This is a genomic window from Curtobacterium sp. MCSS17_005 (assembly GCF_003234225.2).
GTDB classification, from domain to species: Bacteria; Actinomycetota; Actinomycetes; order Actinomycetales; family Microbacteriaceae; genus Curtobacterium; species Curtobacterium flaccumfaciens.
This window is the reverse complement of sequence record NZ_CP126258.1, coordinates 756346-771227: the sequence shown is the minus strand read 5'-3', so window position 1 is coordinate 771227 and position 14882 is coordinate 756346. Positions and strand designations below refer to the sequence as shown.

18 protein-coding genes are annotated in these 14882 nt (G+C 72.0%); 10 read left to right on the top strand and 8 right to left on the bottom strand.

Annotation, left to right across the window (positions count from 1 at the left end; genetic code table 11):
* The first annotated feature begins 37 nt into the window (after positions 1-37).
* Positions 38-625, top strand: a complete 588-nt coding sequence (locus DEJ20_RS03870; protein ID WP_111236632.1) for a TetR/AcrR family transcriptional regulator — start codon at positions 38-40, stop codon at positions 623-625.
* A gap of 302 nt (positions 626-927) precedes the next feature.
* Here DEJ20_RS03870 and DEJ20_RS03865 read toward each other — a convergent pair whose 3' ends face one another.
* The 3 genes from DEJ20_RS03865 to DEJ20_RS03855 all read right to left on the bottom strand — a co-directional run bounded on the left by DEJ20_RS03865 (position 928) and on the right by DEJ20_RS03855 (position 2786).
* Positions 928-1350: a hypothetical protein gene (locus tag DEJ20_RS03865; RefSeq protein WP_111088886.1), complete on the bottom strand. Its 423-nt coding sequence runs from the start codon at positions 1348-1350 to the stop codon at positions 928-930.
* Positions 1347-1952, bottom strand: coding sequence for a nucleotidyltransferase domain-containing protein (locus DEJ20_RS03860; RefSeq protein WP_111236633.1), 606 nt, complete (start codon positions 1950-1952; stop codon positions 1347-1349). Before DEJ20_RS03860 ends, DEJ20_RS03865 begins: the two co-directional genes overlap by 4 nt.
* A gap of 72 nt (positions 1953-2024) precedes the next feature.
* The gene (locus DEJ20_RS03855) at positions 2025-2786 is read right to left on the bottom strand and encodes an SDR family NAD(P)-dependent oxidoreductase (protein ID WP_111029641.1); all 762 of its coding nucleotides are present in this window, start codon (positions 2784-2786) and stop codon (positions 2025-2027) included.
* A gap of 68 nt (positions 2787-2854) precedes the next feature.
* Between DEJ20_RS03855 and DEJ20_RS03850 the strand changes: the two genes are divergently transcribed.
* Both DEJ20_RS03850 and DEJ20_RS03845 read left to right on the top strand, forming a co-directional pair.
* Positions 2855-3433, top strand: a complete 579-nt coding sequence (locus DEJ20_RS03850) for a TetR family transcriptional regulator (protein WP_027464431.1) — start codon at positions 2855-2857, stop codon at positions 3431-3433.
* A 46-nt stretch (positions 3434-3479) separates the two neighbouring features.
* The gene (locus DEJ20_RS03845; protein WP_111236634.1) at positions 3480-3890 is read left to right on the top strand and encodes a VOC family protein; all 411 of its coding nucleotides are present in this window, start codon (positions 3480-3482) and stop codon (positions 3888-3890) included.
* Between the two features lie 19 nt (positions 3891-3909).
* Here DEJ20_RS03845 and DEJ20_RS03840 read toward each other — a convergent pair whose 3' ends face one another.
* A complete protein-coding gene (locus DEJ20_RS03840; RefSeq protein ID WP_071245932.1) occupies positions 3910-4179 on the bottom strand; it encodes a hypothetical protein in 270 nt (89 codons plus the stop codon).
* A 94-nt stretch (positions 4180-4273) separates the two neighbouring features.
* Here DEJ20_RS03840 and DEJ20_RS03835 point away from each other — a divergent pair, with 94 nt between their 5' ends.
* Positions 4274-5149, top strand: coding sequence for a DUF808 domain-containing protein (locus tag DEJ20_RS03835; protein ID WP_111236635.1), 876 nt, complete (start codon positions 4274-4276; stop codon positions 5147-5149).
* A gap of 95 nt (positions 5150-5244) precedes the next feature.
* Here DEJ20_RS03835 and DEJ20_RS03830 read toward each other — a convergent pair whose 3' ends face one another.
* Positions 5245-6126: an NAD-dependent epimerase/dehydratase family protein gene (locus DEJ20_RS03830; RefSeq protein ID WP_111236636.1), complete on the bottom strand. Its 882-nt coding sequence runs from the start codon at positions 6124-6126 to the stop codon at positions 5245-5247.
* Between the two features lie 85 nt (positions 6127-6211).
* Between DEJ20_RS03830 and DEJ20_RS03825 the strand changes: the two genes are divergently transcribed.
* The 5 genes from DEJ20_RS03825 to DEJ20_RS03805 all read left to right on the top strand — a co-directional run bounded on the left by DEJ20_RS03825 (position 6212) and on the right by DEJ20_RS03805 (position 12259).
* Positions 6212-6790, top strand: a complete 579-nt coding sequence (locus DEJ20_RS03825) for a TetR/AcrR family transcriptional regulator (protein WP_111236637.1) — start codon at positions 6212-6214, stop codon at positions 6788-6790.
* Positions 6791-6849: 59 nt separating this feature from the next.
* Entirely contained in the window at positions 6850-7284 is a 435-nt protein-coding gene (locus DEJ20_RS03820) for a VOC family protein (protein WP_111236638.1), read from the top strand.
* 61 nt (positions 7285-7345) lie between these two features.
* A complete protein-coding gene (locus DEJ20_RS03815; RefSeq protein ID WP_111236639.1) occupies positions 7346-8773 on the top strand; it encodes an FAD-binding oxidoreductase in 1428 nt (475 codons plus the stop codon).
* Positions 8774-9019: 246 nt separating this feature from the next.
* Positions 9020-9703 (top strand): hypothetical protein, encoded by a 684-nt coding sequence (locus tag DEJ20_RS03810; protein ID WP_110858642.1) that lies wholly within the window; start codon positions 9020-9022, stop codon positions 9701-9703.
* A gap of 132 nt (positions 9704-9835) precedes the next feature.
* Positions 9836-12259, top strand: a complete 2424-nt coding sequence (locus DEJ20_RS03805) for an excinuclease ABC subunit UvrA (protein ID WP_111234986.1) — start codon at positions 9836-9838, stop codon at positions 12257-12259.
* A 53-nt stretch (positions 12260-12312) separates the two neighbouring features.
* Here the strand turns inward: DEJ20_RS03805 and DEJ20_RS03800 are convergent, their stop codons facing one another.
* From DEJ20_RS03800 to DEJ20_RS03790, 3 genes are all read right to left on the bottom strand, one after another.
* The gene (locus DEJ20_RS03800) at positions 12313-12468 is read right to left on the bottom strand and encodes a hypothetical protein (protein ID WP_155896774.1); all 156 of its coding nucleotides are present in this window, start codon (positions 12466-12468) and stop codon (positions 12313-12315) included.
* A gap of 239 nt (positions 12469-12707) precedes the next feature.
* The gene (mtnN, locus tag DEJ20_RS03795) at positions 12708-13415 is read right to left on the bottom strand and encodes a 5'-methylthioadenosine/S-adenosylhomocysteine nucleosidase (RefSeq protein WP_111234985.1); all 708 of its coding nucleotides are present in this window, start codon (positions 13413-13415) and stop codon (positions 12708-12710) included.
* A 57-nt stretch (positions 13416-13472) separates the two neighbouring features.
* Positions 13473-14429, bottom strand: a complete 957-nt coding sequence (locus DEJ20_RS03790) for a serine hydrolase domain-containing protein (protein ID WP_111234984.1) — start codon at positions 14427-14429, stop codon at positions 13473-13475.
* A 91-nt stretch (positions 14430-14520) separates the two neighbouring features.
* Here DEJ20_RS03790 and DEJ20_RS03785 point away from each other — a divergent pair, with 91 nt between their 5' ends.
* On the top strand, positions 14521-14853 hold the full coding sequence (locus DEJ20_RS03785) for a hypothetical protein (protein WP_111234983.1): 333 nt from the start codon (positions 14521-14523) through the stop codon (positions 14851-14853).
* Positions 14854-14882 lie beyond the last annotated feature (29 nt).

Here is a 14882-nt window from a genome sequence, read left to right as displayed (position 1 = left end):
CGCCCCTCCCACACACACCAACCCACCAGGAGTCCACGTGATCACCACCCCGGCAGCGGCTGCGGCAACGGAGCCGTGCACGCTGCGAGAACGGAAGAAGCAGCAGACCCGGCAGGCACTGCACGACGCAGCGCTCACCCTGGTGTCCGCGCACGGGCTCGACGGCGTCACGGTCGAGCAGATCTGCGCCGACGCCGACGTCTCCCCCCGCACCTTCTTCAACTACTTCTCGTCGAAGGCGCACGCGGCGCTCGGGCTCGACTCCGTCGAGGTCCCGGAGCGCTCAGCGGCCTGGTTCGCCGAGGCCGACGGTGCCCTGGTCGACGACCTGTGCGCCCTGGTCGCGGCCACCGTCCCGCTCTCGCAGGACCGCCGTCGCATGAAGGAGCTGCTCGTGCTCCGGCCGGAGATGTCCTCGATGGTGATGCAGTGGATGGCCGAGTCGCGCCAGTCCCTGCTCAGCGTCGTCGGCACCCGCACGGACGCGCAGACCGCCCGCACCGCGGTGACCCTGGTGATGTCGGCGCTCAGCGAGGTGGCGCATCGAGCCACGGTCACCAACAACGAGGAGCTCGCGGATCGGCTCCGTGCCGTCGTGCGCGAGATGGCGGCGCTCGTCTCCTGAGGCGGGGCCCTTCGGGCGTACCTGCTCGAATCGGGCGTACCTGGCAGGAACTTCCTGCCAGGTACGCCCGATTCCGCTTTCCCGCGCACCCGCTCCGGGAAGGAACCGCGCTTCGTCGACGCGAGCGAAGGGCGGACGGGAGGCCCGTGGCGACGCCGCCACGGGCCTCCCGTCCGTCAGGTGGTGACGCCCTGACGCCGCCGCGCCGGCCGGTGCCACACGAGCGCGTCACGCGAGCGGTCGCGGGCGAACCGGAGCACCCGCAGCACGACGATGTCGTGGTCGCCCGCTCGACCAGCGCGTCAGACCGACCGCGCGGCCGCCTCGAGTGCCTCAGCGGCTTCGCCGGCGCGCACGATGTCACCGTCGCTGACCGACCTCGCGTTGTACTCGGCCTTGGTCTTCACCGCCAACAGCACCTCGAGGTGCTTCGCGACCGCCGGCCCAGCAGCTGCGCGGAGCACGGGCACCGCCTCGTGGTGCGCTCCCGATCGCGAGTAGTTGCCGGTCCGAGCCACGCAGATCGCGTCAGCCGCGGCGATGCCGCTGAGGACGCACTGTGTGACGAACGCGTTCGCGAACTGTGACCCGGCGCTGAACACCCCTCCGTCACCACCGAACGCGCGGAGGACGTCAGCGGCGTCGAGGAACTCCGTCGCCTTGGCGAGCCGGCCCCTCCGGAACGAATCGTCGCCCGGTGCGGTGGCGCCGGTTCGCGGGGTCATCCGTTCAGCGTACGGAGCTTCCGGGACAGCCATCGACCGTCACCTGCGATGGGAATCCCGTCCCGAGCAACCGACGCGAGGAGCGGATCCGTGCCCTCGATCTCGTCCTCGTCGAAGACGACCGGCCGCACGGCGTTGCCGGTCCAACGACCGGCTGCGCGGCACAAGGCGTGGATCTGGTCCTCGGCGTCCGGGCGTCGGCCGCGAGCGACGACGAAGCAGAGATCGAGATCGCTGTCCGGGCGCATCGCACCGCGGGCTCCGGATCCGAAGAGCGCGGCGTACCGGAGGGGGATCGACCGACAGCCGGATCGGAGTCGTTCGAGCAGGGCACGCCGGAGGTCGGCCAGGGCGGTGACCGCATCGGCGGCGAGGTGCTCTCGGTTCAGGGTGAAGGACTTCGTCCGTCCGGTCCGGTGCCCGTCGACGAGGCCCTGCTCGACCAGCCGATCCGCGCTGTTCCGGACCCCGGCGTACGACCGGTCCGGTACCAGGTTGCAGATGCCCGCGATAGTCAACGGCCGTGGGGCCAGTGCCAACACCGCGAGGACATCGCCGTCCACGGAGGTTGTGACGGTCGCGAAGGGGGATTGCAACTGCATGGAGAGGTCCGATCAGATCGAGTAGAAATCTACCACTCCAGGTAGATTTCTACTCGTATCTGAACAAATCCGTCAGACCACGGACCAGCCACCGTCACTCGGCAGCACCGCACCGTTGACGTTCGCCGAGTCGTCACTCAGCAGCCAGGTGATGGCGGCGGCGAGCTGCTCGGGCTGGGCGACCGGCGGGATGGTGGTCTGCATGATGGGACCGACCCGGCGGGCCGCGTACTCGCTGCGCATCGGCGCCTCGATGTTCGTGGCGACCGCACCCGGCGCCACGGCGTTCGCCCGGATGCCCTGCGGCCCGTGGAAGAACGCGACGCTCTTGGTGTACCCGGCGATGGCGTGCTTCGACGAGGTGTAGGCAGCACCGGCGGCCGAGGCCTTCAACGCAGCCTCGGACGCGACGTTCACGACCGATCCCTTGCCGGCGGCGATCATGAGCGGCAGCACGGCGCGGGTCAGGCGCATCGGGCCGGTGACGTTGACGCTGAAGACACGCTCCCAGGTGGCGTCGTCGACCTCGTCCGGCGGCAGGAACGCGTCCATGATGCCGGCGACGTTGGCGAGCCCGTCCACCCGGTCGCCGGCGGCGGCGATGAGTGCGTCGATGGTCTCGCTCGCGGCGACGTCGCCGACGACGGTCTCCACGGCGAAGCCCTCGAGCTCCGTGCGGAGTGCGTCGAGCCGCTCGGCCACGACGTCGGTCGCGATGACGCGCCCGCCCTCGTTCGCGATGCGTGTCGCCGTGGCGCGTCCGATGCCGGAACCCGCTCCGGTGACGATGATGGTCCTGCCGGTGAACCGTCCGGCGGTGGTGGTGTCGGTCATGTCGTCTCCTCGATGAGAGGCGCTCGCTGCGCCACACCGGTTATAGCACTCAGTGCCGAAAGGTCTCCATGAGCTCGACGAACGACCGTCCGACGGGCCGCCCGCGCACCATCGACCCCGACGCCGTGTCCCTCGTCGCACTCCGGCTGTTCGACGACCAGGGCTTCGACGCGGTGTCGATGGACGACGTCGCCGCGGCGGCCGGGGTGAGCCGTCGGTCCCTCTTCCGGCTGTTCCCGAACAAGGCGGCACTGGTGTGGGGCGGTCTCGACGAGTTCGCCGCGCGGTTCCGCGAGGCCCTGCGGTCACGGCCGGCCGACGAACCCTCGGCGGTGGCGCTCCGGGCGGCCTACCGGATCGGAGCGACGTTCCCGGACGACGCCGTCGAGGTCACCCGACACCGCCTCCGGGTCATCCGCGCGAACCCGTCGCTCGAGCACGTCGGCGCCGCGACGGTCACGGCCCTGACCGACGAGATCCTGCGGTACGTGGCCGAGCGGGACGGGGTCACCGCCGACGACCTCGCCGTCGCCGTGCGCGCCCACACACTGGCCGCCGCCGCGAGCGCCGCACTCACCTGGTGGGCACTGCACGGCGACGGCCGACCGGAGGACGTCCTGGAGCGCGCACTGGCGCTGCTCGACTGACGAGCCCGGGGTTCCCCCACGCCGCACGCCGGAGTACCTTCCGGGCATGCACACGACCGGACCCGCGCCGTACTTCCAGTTCGCCGGCACCGCCAGGCAGGCCCTCGAGCACTGGCAGCGGGTGTTCGGCGGCGACGTGCAGATCGCGACCTACGCGGACTTCTCCCGCACGGACGGCCCGGCCGACGCCGTCGCGCACGGCCAGCTCACCGGCGAGCTGCAGCTGTTCGCCGCGGACGCGAGCGAGGCCGACACCCCGTTCTCGGCGACGGGGCTGCTCTTCTCACTGCTCGGCGCCGCGGAACCGGACGTCCTGCGTCGGTGGTTCGACCAGCTCGCCGAGGGCGGCACGGTGGTCGACCCACTGCAGCAGCGCCCGTGGGGCGACTGGGACGGCACCGTCCGCGACGCGTCCGGGGTCACCTGGCTGATCGGGTTCGAGGACTCGGCACGCTGACTCCCGCGCGCCGCAGCGCCTACTGCTGGTCGGACGGCAGCAGCGGCGCCCAGAAGGCGTCGGGACCGTCGGCCTGCACGGCGTCGCGCTCGAACCGGAACCCGTAGTCGCGCACGAAGTCGAGGGCCGCGGCCTGCTCGTCCTCGGCGTCGTCGTGGTCCGCGTCGAACAGGTACACGCCGTGCCCCATCGCGACACCGGCGTCGCTGATGACGGAGAGGTCCCAGCGCCCCTGTTCGGAACGCTCGATCCGGACGACGGCGGCCTGGGATGCGGTGAAGTCAGCCATGCCGCGAGCCTACGGACGCCCCGCGGCTGGCGTTCAGGATGCTCCACGGCCACTACGCTGTGCACGGTCACAGGTCAGACGAGTGGAGAACGAATTGTCAGTCGGATTGCTCGCCGTGGTGGACGACATCCTCTCCGCAGCCCTCAAGGCCAGCGCGAAGACCGCCGGGGTCGTCATCGACGACGCCGCCGTCACGCCCCAGTACGTGCAGGGCCTCGAGCCCGCTCGTGAACTCCCCGTCGTCGGGCGCATCGCCCTCGGCAGCCTGTTCAACAAGTTCATCATCATCATCCCGCTGGCGTTGCTGCTCACGGCCTTCGCACCCGGGGTGCTGCCGTGGCTGCTGCTGCTCGGCGGCACGTACCTGTGCTTCGAAGGCGCCGAGAAGGTCACCGAGTGGTTCGGTGTCCACCACGAGGGCGGGTCCGACGAGGCCGTCACCGAACCGAAGCTCGTCTTCGGCGCCATCCGCACCGACCTCATCCTGAGCACCGAGATCATGCTCATCGCGCTGGCGGGCCTCGACCCCGACCTGGGGCTCTGGCCGACGCTCGGCGCCCTGATCGTGATCGGTCTGGTCATGACCGCGGTCGTCTACGGCGCCGTGGCACTGCTCGTGAAGGTCGACGACATCGGCCTGCAGATGATGAGGAACTCGGTCCGCCGCACCCGTCGGATCGGTGCCCGCATCGTCCGCGCGATGCCGATGGTCTTCCGGGTCATCAGCGTCATCGGGACCGTCGCGATGCTCTGGGTCGGCGGACACCTGGTCATCGCGAACCTCGCCGAGACCGTCTGGCACGGACCGTACGACCTGCTGCACGTGATCGAGCACGCACTCGAGGCCGCAGGCCCCGTCGTCGTCTGGATCGCCGACACCGCTGTGTCGGCCGTGGCCGGCCTGGTGCTCGGCATGGTCGTCGTCGGCATCGTGCTGGCCATCGGCCGCCTGCGCGGCAAGCAGCACTGACGCGGCTGCGCGGCGGCCGGGAGGCCCGTGGCGGCCCGGCACCGCGCCTCCCGTCCGGCGCACCGTGCGCCCACCGCTGACGGTGCGGGCCGCGCTCAGCGCTGCACGTTCTCCAGGTCCTCGAGCAGGCTCGGGTGCGTCGGCACCCAGCCGAGCGCTTCGCGCGTGTGGGCACTCGACGACGGCTGGTCCATCGCGAAGATCGGCGCGAACGCGCCGAAGGTCTCGTCGGCCACCCGCTCGACCGGCAGACCGAGCCGACGCCCGATGACCTCGGCCAGGTCACGCACCCGGTCCCCCTCGTCGGCGACCGCGTGCCAGACGGTCCCCGCCGGAGCACCTTCGAGCGCGAGCCGGAACAGCACCGCGGCGTCCGCGGCGTGCACGGCGGGCCACCGCTGCTCGCCGTCGCCGGGGTAGCCCGCGACCCCCGCCTGTCGGGCCGTCTCCGTCAGGATCCCCGCGAACCCGCCCGTGCCGTCGGCGTGCACGGTGCGCGGCAGGCGGATCGCCGAGACCCGGACGCCCCGTGCCGCCAGGTCGAGGGCGGCGAGGACGGATCGGGCTCGACCCGCGACCGGCCCCTCGAGCGGGAGCGGGTCGGTCTCGACCGAGGCCCGACCGGGCTCCCACGGCGTGCCGGAGACGACGACGAACGGGCGGTCGCTGCCGACGAGCGCCTCGCCGAGTGCGGCCATGGCGGCGCCTTCCTCGGCGATGCCCCGCTCGAGCGCCTCCGCCGAACTGAAGTCGTTCGAGAACGCGAGGCTGACGACCCCGTCGGCGGCGCGTGCGCCCTCGTGCAGCACGTCGAGGTCGGTGAGTGCTCCGCGGGCGGGGGTCGCCCCCGCGGCGAGGAGGGCAGCGGCCGACCGGTCCGACCGGGCCAGGGCCGTGACGGCGTGCCCGGCGGCGATGAGTTCGGTGACGACGGCGGTGCCGATGGTGCCGGTGCCGCCGGTGACGAAGACGTGCATGGGTGCTCCTCAGAAGTGATGGGACTTTTGTACCGTCACCGTACACCCGCGATGGGACAATTGTCCCGTCGCGTATGATCGTCCCATGGTGCGATGGGAACCCGGGGCCCGGGAACGACTGGTCCTGGCCGCGGTCGACCTGTTCTCCGAGCAGGGCTACGACGAGACGACCGTCGCGCAGATCACCGAGCGCGCCGGTGTCACGAAGAGCACGTTCTTCCGGCACTTCCCGGACAAGCGCGAACTGCTCGTCGCCGGGCAGGAGACCCTGAGCCGACTCCTGGCCGAAGGGATCACCGGCGCTCCGGCCGACGCCACCCCGCTCGACGCGGTCGCCGCAGGACTGGAACGGGCCTCGGACGAGATGGGACCGCTCAACCGTGAGCTCGGACCACGACTGCGAGCGGCCGTCGCCGCCAGCGCCGAGCTGCAGGAGCGCGACGCCCTGAAGAGTGTCGGGATGGCCGCGGCCATGACCGATGCCCTGGTCGGCCGCGGTGTCCCCGACGCGCCCGCCCGGCTGGCCGCCGAGATGGGCGTCCTGGCGTTCAAGCAGGGCTTCGAGCGGTGGTCCGGTGTGGGGCGCGCCGACGACGACCGGCTGGCCGACCACGCCACGGCCGCGCTCGCCGAGCTCCGAGCGGCGGCCGCCCAGCTCGGTTGAGCGGACGTCGAGCGGACGCTGAGCGGACGCCGGTCGTGCATCGTCGTATCCTCGGCTCCATGGCAACGGTGCGACAGGTCCAGGTGACGTTCGACTGCGCCGAGCCGGAGCGTGTCGCCCGGTTCTGGTGCGAGGTCCTCGGCTACGTGGTGCCGCCGCCCCCACCGGGCTTCGCCGACTGGGACGCGTTCGACCGGTCGCTGCCGCCGGAGCACCAGGGCTCGGCCTTCGCGTGCGTCGACCCGACCGGTGCCGGTCCCCGGCTGTTCTTCCAGCGCGTCCCCGAGGGCAAGACGGTGAAGAACCGGGTGCACCTGGACGTCCGGGTCGGCACCGGCATGATCGGCGCCGAACGGCTCGCGGCCCTCGACGCCGAGAGCGCCAGACTCGTCGCGCTCGGTGCCACCCAGGTCCGTCGGATGACGGCGGACCAGGTGAACGAGTCGTGCATCGTCATGCAGGACGTCGAGGGCAACGAGTTCTGCCTGGACTGACCGGCGTATCGTCGACGGACCCGAACCGCACCGCCGCGCCACGGAAGGACCCCCACCCCGCATGACCGTCACCGCTGCATCCGCAACCGCAACCGCAACCGCAGCCGCATCCGCCACCGCAGCCGACGCCACCGCCCTCGAACACCTACTGGGGTCCGACCAGGTGCTCCGCGACCCGGAGTCGCTCGAGCGCTACCGCCACGACGACGCCGAGTGGGCAGACTCCACGGCACCGCTCGCCGTCGTCCTGGCACGCAGCACCGACGACGTCGTCACCGCCGTCCGCTGGGCAGCCGCCGCCGGTCTCCGGGTCGTCCCCCGCGGTGCCGGCACCGGCCTGTCCGGCGGCGCCAACGCGATGGCCGACTCGATCGTCGTGTCGCTCGAGCGGATGGACCGGGTGCTCGAGGTGAACACCGACGAGCGGTACGCGGTCACCGAACCCGGCGTCATCAACGACGCACTCCGCGCCGCGGTCGCCGAGCACGGCCTCTGGTACCCGCCGGACCCCGCGAGCTCGGCGATCTCGACGATCGGCGGCAACGTCGCGACGAACGCCGGCGGCATCTGCTGCGTCAAGTACGGGGTCACCCGCGACTACGTGCTCGGCATGACCGTCGTGCTTGCCGACGGGTCGGTGGTGGAGCTCGGCCGCCGGACCGCGAAGGGCGTCGCCGGGTACGACCTCACGGGGTTGATGGTCGGTTCCGAGGGCACGCTCGGCATCGTCGTGTCGGTCACCGTGAAGCTGCTCCCCCTGGCCGGCCGTGACGAACGGGCGGTGATCGGGTACTTCCCCTCGCTGACCGCAGCGGGCGATGCCGTGGCCGCGATCTCGCGCGCGGGCATCGTCCCCGCGGCACTCGAGATCGTCGACCGCACCTGCCTGCGGGCCGTCGACGACTGGATGCACCTCGGGCTGCCGGCGGACGTCGACACCCTGCTGCTCGCACGGGTCGACGAGCGCGGTGCGGCCGGTGACGAGATCGCCGACCACGTTGCGGACGTCTTCGCGGAAGCCGGCGGCACGGACGTCGAGCGGGCCACGGACCCCGAGGACATCGACCGGCTGTTCCAGGCCCGCCGACTCGCCTACCCGGCTCTCGAGCGGCTCGGTCCGGTGCTGACCGAGGACATCTGCGTGCCGCGGAGCGCGGTGCCCGAGATGCTCCGGCGGATCCAGGTGACCGCGGACGCGCAGGACGTCACGATCGCCAACATCGCGCACGCCGGCGACGGCAACCTGCACCCGCTGATCATCGCGCCGGAGGGCGACGACGCCGCGAAGGCCCGCGCGAAGACGGCGTTCGACCAGATCGTGGCGGACTGCCTGGCGCTCGGTGGGACCGTGACCGGTGAGCACGGCGTCGGGCTGCTGAAGCTGCCGGGCCTGCGGGTCGAGCTCGGCGACCGCGTGCTCGCGATGCACCGCTCCGTCAAGGACGCGCTCGACCCGGCGGGGACCCTGAACCCGGGCAAGGCGTTCTGACCCGAGCGGACGGACGAGTGCTCGCGGGCGTGACCGCTGTCCGGATGTGCCCGATGGTCACAGAGCGGTAACGACGGCAGATCGGTCCAAACCCTTCGCCCCAGGGTGCCGAATCACCTGCAACGACCGGGAAACACCCGGAGCGCTCACCAGCCGCACATCGCTGGTTCTCCACCCCACCAAGGGTGTGTTCGGCGCGCACACAGCAGCCGCGCCGAGCGCGACAACAGCAAAGGACTGATCACGATGCGTAAGAGCCTCAAGACCTCCATCACCCTCGCCACGACCGGCGCCCTCGTCCTCGGCGGTGCCGCGTTCGGGATCTCCTCCGCCCAGGCCGCGACCCCGAACGTGCACACGGTGTCCTCGTCGTCCGAGTCGAAGATCCCCGCACCCGTCGCCTCGGTCCCCGAGGTCCTCGGTGGCTCCACCGCCGTGAAGCTCGACTCCGGCTTCACCGACGCCCTCACCGCCCTGAAGCTCACCCCCGGCGTCTCGGGAGATGCGACTCTCGCTGACGGGTCGGTGTCGTTCCCGATCACCGCCGGGTCGGTCACCTACTGGTCGCCGGATGGCAACTACCGCCCGTACGTGCAGGGCCTGCTGAACCACGACGACTCGGGTCTGACCCTGAAGGCCGGCGACACCACCGTCACGCTGGAGAACTTCGTCGTGAACCCGGGCTCGTCCAAGCTCTACGGCGACGTCCTCGTCAACGGCAAGGTCGCCGCGGCCAACGCGTTCCTGTTCGAGCTGCACGGCGGCTCCCTCAAGCCCCTCCAGCTCGAGGGCGACAACGCCATCCTCACCGGCACCACCGTCCACGTCTCCGAGGACGCCGCCGGCCTGCTGAACAAGACCTTCGGCACCGACGCCGTCAAGCGCGGCCTGCTCGTCGGCACCGCCACCATCACCGCACAGATCAAGTAACACCTGCCGCAACACCGCAACACCGCACGACACGAAGAGTCGCTCCGCCGATCAGGGCGGAGCGGCTCTTCGTCGTTCGCGGTTCCGCCGGTGGTGCTGCTCCTCCCAGTGGCCGAGCCTACGATCGAGCGAATGCCCGCTCCCCGCTCGACCCCCACCGACGACCGACCCGGGCCGGACGACTTCATCCGCGTCCGAGGCGCCCGCGAGAACAACCTGCGCGACGTCGACGTGGACATCCCCCGCGACCGGATCGTCGCGTTCACCGGCGTCTCCGGCTCCGGCAAGTCCTCGCTCGCCTTCGGCACCGTCTTCGCCGAGGCGCAGCGCCGGTTCCTCGAGTCCGTCGCCCCGTACGCGCGGCGGCTGATCGCGCAGGGTTCCACCCCGCACGTCGACTCGATCACCGGACTGCCGCCCGCCGTCGCCCTGCAGCAGCGTCGCGGCGCCCCGAGCTCCCGCTCCACCGTCGGCACCATGACCACGCTGTCGAACTCGATGCGCATGCTCTACTCGCGCGCCGGCACGTACCCGCCCGGCGCCGACCGGCTCGAGTCGGACTCCTTCTCGCCGAACACCGTCGCCGGCGCCTGCCCCCGGTGCCACGGCATCGGGACCGCGCACGAGGTCACCGAAGCATCGGCCGTGCACGATCCGTCGTTGAGCATCCGCGACGGCGCGATCACCGCCTGGCCCGGAGCGTGGCAGGGCAAGAACCTACGCGACGTCACCGCCGTGCTCGGCTACGACATCGACCGTCCGTGGCGCGAGCTGTCGCGCAAGGACCGCGACTGGCTGCTCTTCACCGAGGAACAGCCCGTCGTGCAGGTGCACCCGAAGCGCGACCGCGTGGCCAAGCCCTACAAGGGCCGGTTCTGGAGCGCCCGCCAGTTCGTGCTGCACACCCTCGCCGACTCGCAGAGCGAGACCCAGCGCGCGAAGGTGCTGCAGTTCGTCGAGTCCGGCCCGTGCGGGCTCTGCGGCGGCACCGGCCTGACCCGGGCCGCCCTCGCCGTGACGATCGGCGGCCGCTCGATCGCCGAGCTGAACGCCCTGCCGCTGACCGGCCTCGCCGACGTCCTGCGGCCGATCGCGGCGATCACGGATGCGGCAGCGGCGACGTCGCGAGCATCGTCCGGCGAGCACACCGAGGTCGCCGTGGCGATCTCCCGCGACCTGCTCACCCGCGTCGAGGTCCTGGTCGGCCTGGGTCTCGGTTACCTGGCGCTCGACCGCGCCACCCCGACGCTCTCCCCCGGCGAGAGTCAGCGGCTGCGGATCGCGACGCAACTGCGCTCCGGCCTGTTCGGCGTCGTCTACGTGCTCGACGAACCGAGCGCCGGCCTGCACCCCGCCGATGCCGAGTCCCTCGTCGACGTCCTCGACGACCTGCGCGCCGGCGGCAACAGCGTCTTCGTCGTCGAACACGACATGAGCATCGTGCGCCGCGCCGACTGGATCGTCGACGTCGGCCCCCGCGCGGGCACCGGCGGCGGCACCGTCCTGTACAGCGGCCCGGTCGCCGGCCTGGCCGAGGTCGAGGCCTCGGTCACCCGGCGCTTCCTGGAACCCCGGCAGCCGACCGCCGACCGCGCCGTCCGGACCCCGATCGCCACGCTCGAACTCCGCGACCTCACCCTGCACAACCTGCGGGGGCTCGACGTCGACCTGCCGCTCGGTGTGCTCACCGCGGTCACCGGGGTCAGCGGCTCCGGCAAGTCGTCGCTCGTCGGCGGCGTGCTGCCCGGCGTCGCGACGTCGCACCCGCTCATCGACCGCGTCGTGCAGGTCGACCAGAAGCCGATCGGCCGGACGCCCCGCTCGAACCTCGCCACCTACACCGGCCTGTTCGACGCGGTCCGGGCCGCCTTCGCCCAGACCGACGACGCGAAGGCCCGGGGCTGGACGGCCGGACGGTTCTCGTTCAACGTCGCCGGCGGCCGGTGCGAGGTCTGCCAGGGCGAGGGGTCGGTGTCCGTCGAACTCCTCTTCCTGCCGGGCAGCTGGGCCCCGTGCCCCGAGTGCCACGGCTCCCGCTACACCGCCGAGACGCTCGAGGTCCGGTGGAACGGGGCGTCCATCGCCGACGTCCTCGGCATGACCGTCGACGAAGCGGCGCCGTTCCTGGCGTCCCTGCCCGCAGCCGGGCGCGGACTCGAGACCCTCCGCGAGGTCGGCCTCGGCTACCTGCGGCTCGGCCAGCCCGCCCCGGAGCTGTCCGGCGGCGAGGCGCAGCGCATCAAGCTCGCCACGGAACTGCAGCGTGCGCGGACCGGCCACACCCTGTACCTGCTCGACGAGCCCACCACCGGCCTGCACCCGGCCGACGTCGAGCTGCTCACCGCCCAGCTCGCCCGCCTGACCGACGCCGGCAACACCGTCGTCGTGGTGGAGCACGCCATGGACGTCGTCGCGAGCGCCGACCACGTCATCGACATGGGTCCCTCGGGCGGCGACGACGGTGGCCGGGTCGTCGCCTCCGGCACGCCCGCCGAGGTCGCCGCCTCGACCGCCAGCCGGACCGCGCCCTACCTGCGGGACCAGCTCGGTCGCTGACGCAGGAGTGCCCGCCAGGATCGCTCCTGGCGGGCACTCCGTGGCTGCCGCTGTTACCGCTGGACCGCTTCCGGGGCGTCGTCGCGGAAGAAGTCGCTGCCACTGTGCGTGTAGCCGACCTCACCCGTCCGGCGCCACTGCTTGCGGACGCGCTTGAAGGTGGTGATGCGTGCAGGTTCGACGTTCTCGTCGCTCGTGTAGGCGCTCATGGCTGATCTCCCTGTGTGATTGGCCGTGGTTCCTTGGCCCCCCGAAAGGGAGGCTAGCGAGCGGCTCGGAGCGGAGTTCGCAATCCGTCCCGGAACGTCCGTGGAACGCAATTCCGGCCGCCTGATGGCCGCGGAACGCACGGACGCACGCGACCAGGCGGGACGGACTGGAGGCCCGGATCACCGCCGGCAGACCGGCGGCGGTGAGTCGCGCCTCCAGGCCGGTACGCGGGGCGGGCTCAGGAACGCAGGCCGAGCACCAGGTCGTGGACCACGCGCGCTGCGCGCGCCGAAGCGTCGTCCAGGTGCTCGCGGAACTCGGCGCCGTCCGGCGCGCAGAGGTCGCTGATGCACCGGACCGACACGAACGGCATGTCGTGCACGTGGGCGAACTGCGCGATCGCGGCCGACTCCATGTCGACCGCGGCCACCTCGGGGAACGCGACCCGGAGTGCGCGGGCACGACCCTCGGTCACGAAGACCTCGCTCGAGCCGATCGTCGCCGACCGCAGCGGCCACGCGATGTCGGCGCCCATCGCGAGCTCGACGAGCCGGGCGTCCGGCGCGTAGCCGGTCGGCATGCCGGGGACCTGGCCCAGGGCGTAGCCGAACGCGGTGGCGTCGGCGTTGAGGTTGACGTACCGGTCGCCGACCACGACGTCACCGATGGCGACACCGTGCATGAGCCCACCGGCGGTCCCGACGCTGATCACCGGGATGCCCGGGCCGAAGTCGTGGAAGCCGTGGGCGACGGCGGCCGTGGCGTTCGTGAAGCCGATGCCGCTGCGGCGCACGACGACCGTGGCGCCGCCGATGTCGAGCAGCTGGTGCGGGTCGTGGCCACCGACGGGGCCGTCGAGGACGGGGACACCGCCGAACAGGTCGGCGAAGGCCGAGACCTCTTCGCTCATGGCCGCGATGATGATCGCGACGGGTTGCTGCTGCACTGATCGATCCTCCCACGCCGGACGCGCGCGGACGTGCAGGTCGGATCGTCGACGGTGCTACCGGCGGGGGTCCTGCCGGGCCAGCTCGTCGGCGACGAAGGCGGCGAGCGCGTCGGCGCCGAAGTGGTCGTCGGCGGTGATCGTGACGACGGTGCCGGGGTCGTTGCTCGCCTCGGTCTCGTCGAACAGCAGCATCTGGCCGTACGCACCGTGCAGCCGCCAGAGCCGGCCGGGACCACCCCACCCGGCCATCGCGTACCGCTCGTAGCCGGGGCCCGTGCCCTCGCGCTCCACCCAGTCGGTGTGCATCGCGTCGCACCACCGTGCGCTGACGATCCGCTGTCCGTCGACGACCCCGCGATCGCGGATCAGGCGCCCGATGCGGGCGAGCTCCTCGGTGCGGAGCGACAGCCCCTCGCCCGCGGCGACGAACCCGTTCGGGCAACGCTGCCACTGGACGTCCCGGATGCCGAGCGGCGCGAACAGCCGTTCGGTGACGAACGCGCCGACGTCACCGACCCGGGTCTCGAGCACGCGCATCGCGGTGTAGGTGCTGGCGTTCGCGTACTGGAACACCCGGCCGCGGGACGGTCGCCGCAGGAACTCGGCCGCCAGGTCCGGCCAGTCCGTCAGCTCGGTCGCCGACCACGGCATGTCGATGCCGCTCGTCATGGTCAGCAGGTGCCGGAGGGTGACCCGCTCGACGCCGTCCCCGAGCGCGAGCCCGGTCTCCGTCCCGAGGCCGGTGTCGACCGGGTACGTCGCGATCGGTTCGTCGAGGTCGACCAGGCCATCGTCGGCGGCGATGCCGGTGGCCAGGACGCAGACGCCCTTCGCGGCGGAGTGGATCTCGCGTCGGACGTCGGGGGTCCAGTGGTGCTCGGCGACGTCGTCCGCGGTGCCGTCGGTGCCCGGAGCCGCAGTCCGCGTGCGCACGTGGATGCCGTGTGCAGCGAACCCCGTCGTGTCGATGTGCCGGACGACGGCGTCGAGGATGGTCGCGGCGGTGTGCACACCCCATCCTCTCGTGCCGAGCGGCGTGGGTGCCCCTTCATGGCCGGGCGGCTGCGGGGACGGGCAGGGGCCGCCGCGTACCGTCCGGCTCGTGTCCGACGAACAGCCCCGCCGCCCTGATCCCACCCGCGTCGGCGACCAGCCCGCACTCCGGACGGCGTCGGGCTCGAACTGGCTCGTGTGGGGAGCCGTCACGGCCGTGATCGTCGCCGCGGTGATGGTGCTCATGGCGATCCGGGCGCCGGCGATCGGCTGGCCGGCTCTGGTGCTCGTCGTCCTGTTGTTCGTGGCGATGGTCGTGGTGCGGGCCGCCGTCCGGCCGCAGCGCGCTCGACTCGTCACCCTGGCCGTGCTCGACCTCGGCATCGTGGTCGTCGGGTTGGTGGCGACCCTGGCGGTCCTGTACTCGACCCCGGCGGGCTGAGGGCCGGAGCGCGCTCCGACGGCGCTGGT

Bases quoted from the DNA above. Each gene is read 5' to 3' on its own strand.
- DEJ20_RS03800 (WP_155896774.1), bottom strand. From the start codon at position 12,468: ATGAGCGCCTACACGAGCGACGAGAACGTCGAACCTGCACGCATCACC.
- DEJ20_RS03855 (WP_111029641.1), bottom strand. From the start codon at position 2,786: ATGACCGACACCACCACCGCCGGACGGTTCACCGGCAGGACCATCATC.
- DEJ20_RS03840 (WP_071245932.1), bottom strand. From the start codon at position 4,179: ATGGCTGACTTCACCGCATCCCAGGCCGCCGTCGTCCGGATCGAGCGT.
- DEJ20_RS03825 (WP_111236637.1), top strand. From the start codon at position 6,212: ATGGTGCGATGGGAACCCGGGGCCCGGGAACGACTGGTCCTGGCCGCG.
- DEJ20_RS03805 (WP_111234986.1), top strand. From the start codon at position 9,836: ATGCCCGCTCCCCGCTCGACCCCCACCGACGACCGACCCGGGCCGGAC.
- DEJ20_RS03810 (WP_110858642.1), top strand. From the start codon at position 9,020: ATGCGTAAGAGCCTCAAGACCTCCATCACCCTCGCCACGACCGGCGCC.
- DEJ20_RS03850 (WP_027464431.1), top strand. From the start codon at position 2,855: ATGAGCTCGACGAACGACCGTCCGACGGGCCGCCCGCGCACCATCGAC.
- DEJ20_RS03830 (WP_111236636.1), bottom strand. From the start codon at position 6,126: ATGCACGTCTTCGTCACCGGCGGCACCGGCACCATCGGCACCGCCGTC.
- DEJ20_RS03860 (WP_111236633.1), bottom strand. From the start codon at position 1,952: ATGCAGTTGCAATCCCCCTTCGCGACCGTCACAACCTCCGTGGACGGC.
- DEJ20_RS03820 (WP_111236638.1), top strand. From the start codon at position 6,850: ATGGCAACGGTGCGACAGGTCCAGGTGACGTTCGACTGCGCCGAGCCG.
- DEJ20_RS03845 (WP_111236634.1), top strand. From the start codon at position 3,480: ATGCACACGACCGGACCCGCGCCGTACTTCCAGTTCGCCGGCACCGCC.
- DEJ20_RS03865 (WP_111088886.1), bottom strand. From the start codon at position 1,350: ATGACCCCGCGAACCGGCGCCACCGCACCGGGCGACGATTCGTTCCGG.
- DEJ20_RS03815 (WP_111236639.1), top strand. From the start codon at position 7,346: ATGACCGTCACCGCTGCATCCGCAACCGCAACCGCAACCGCAGCCGCA.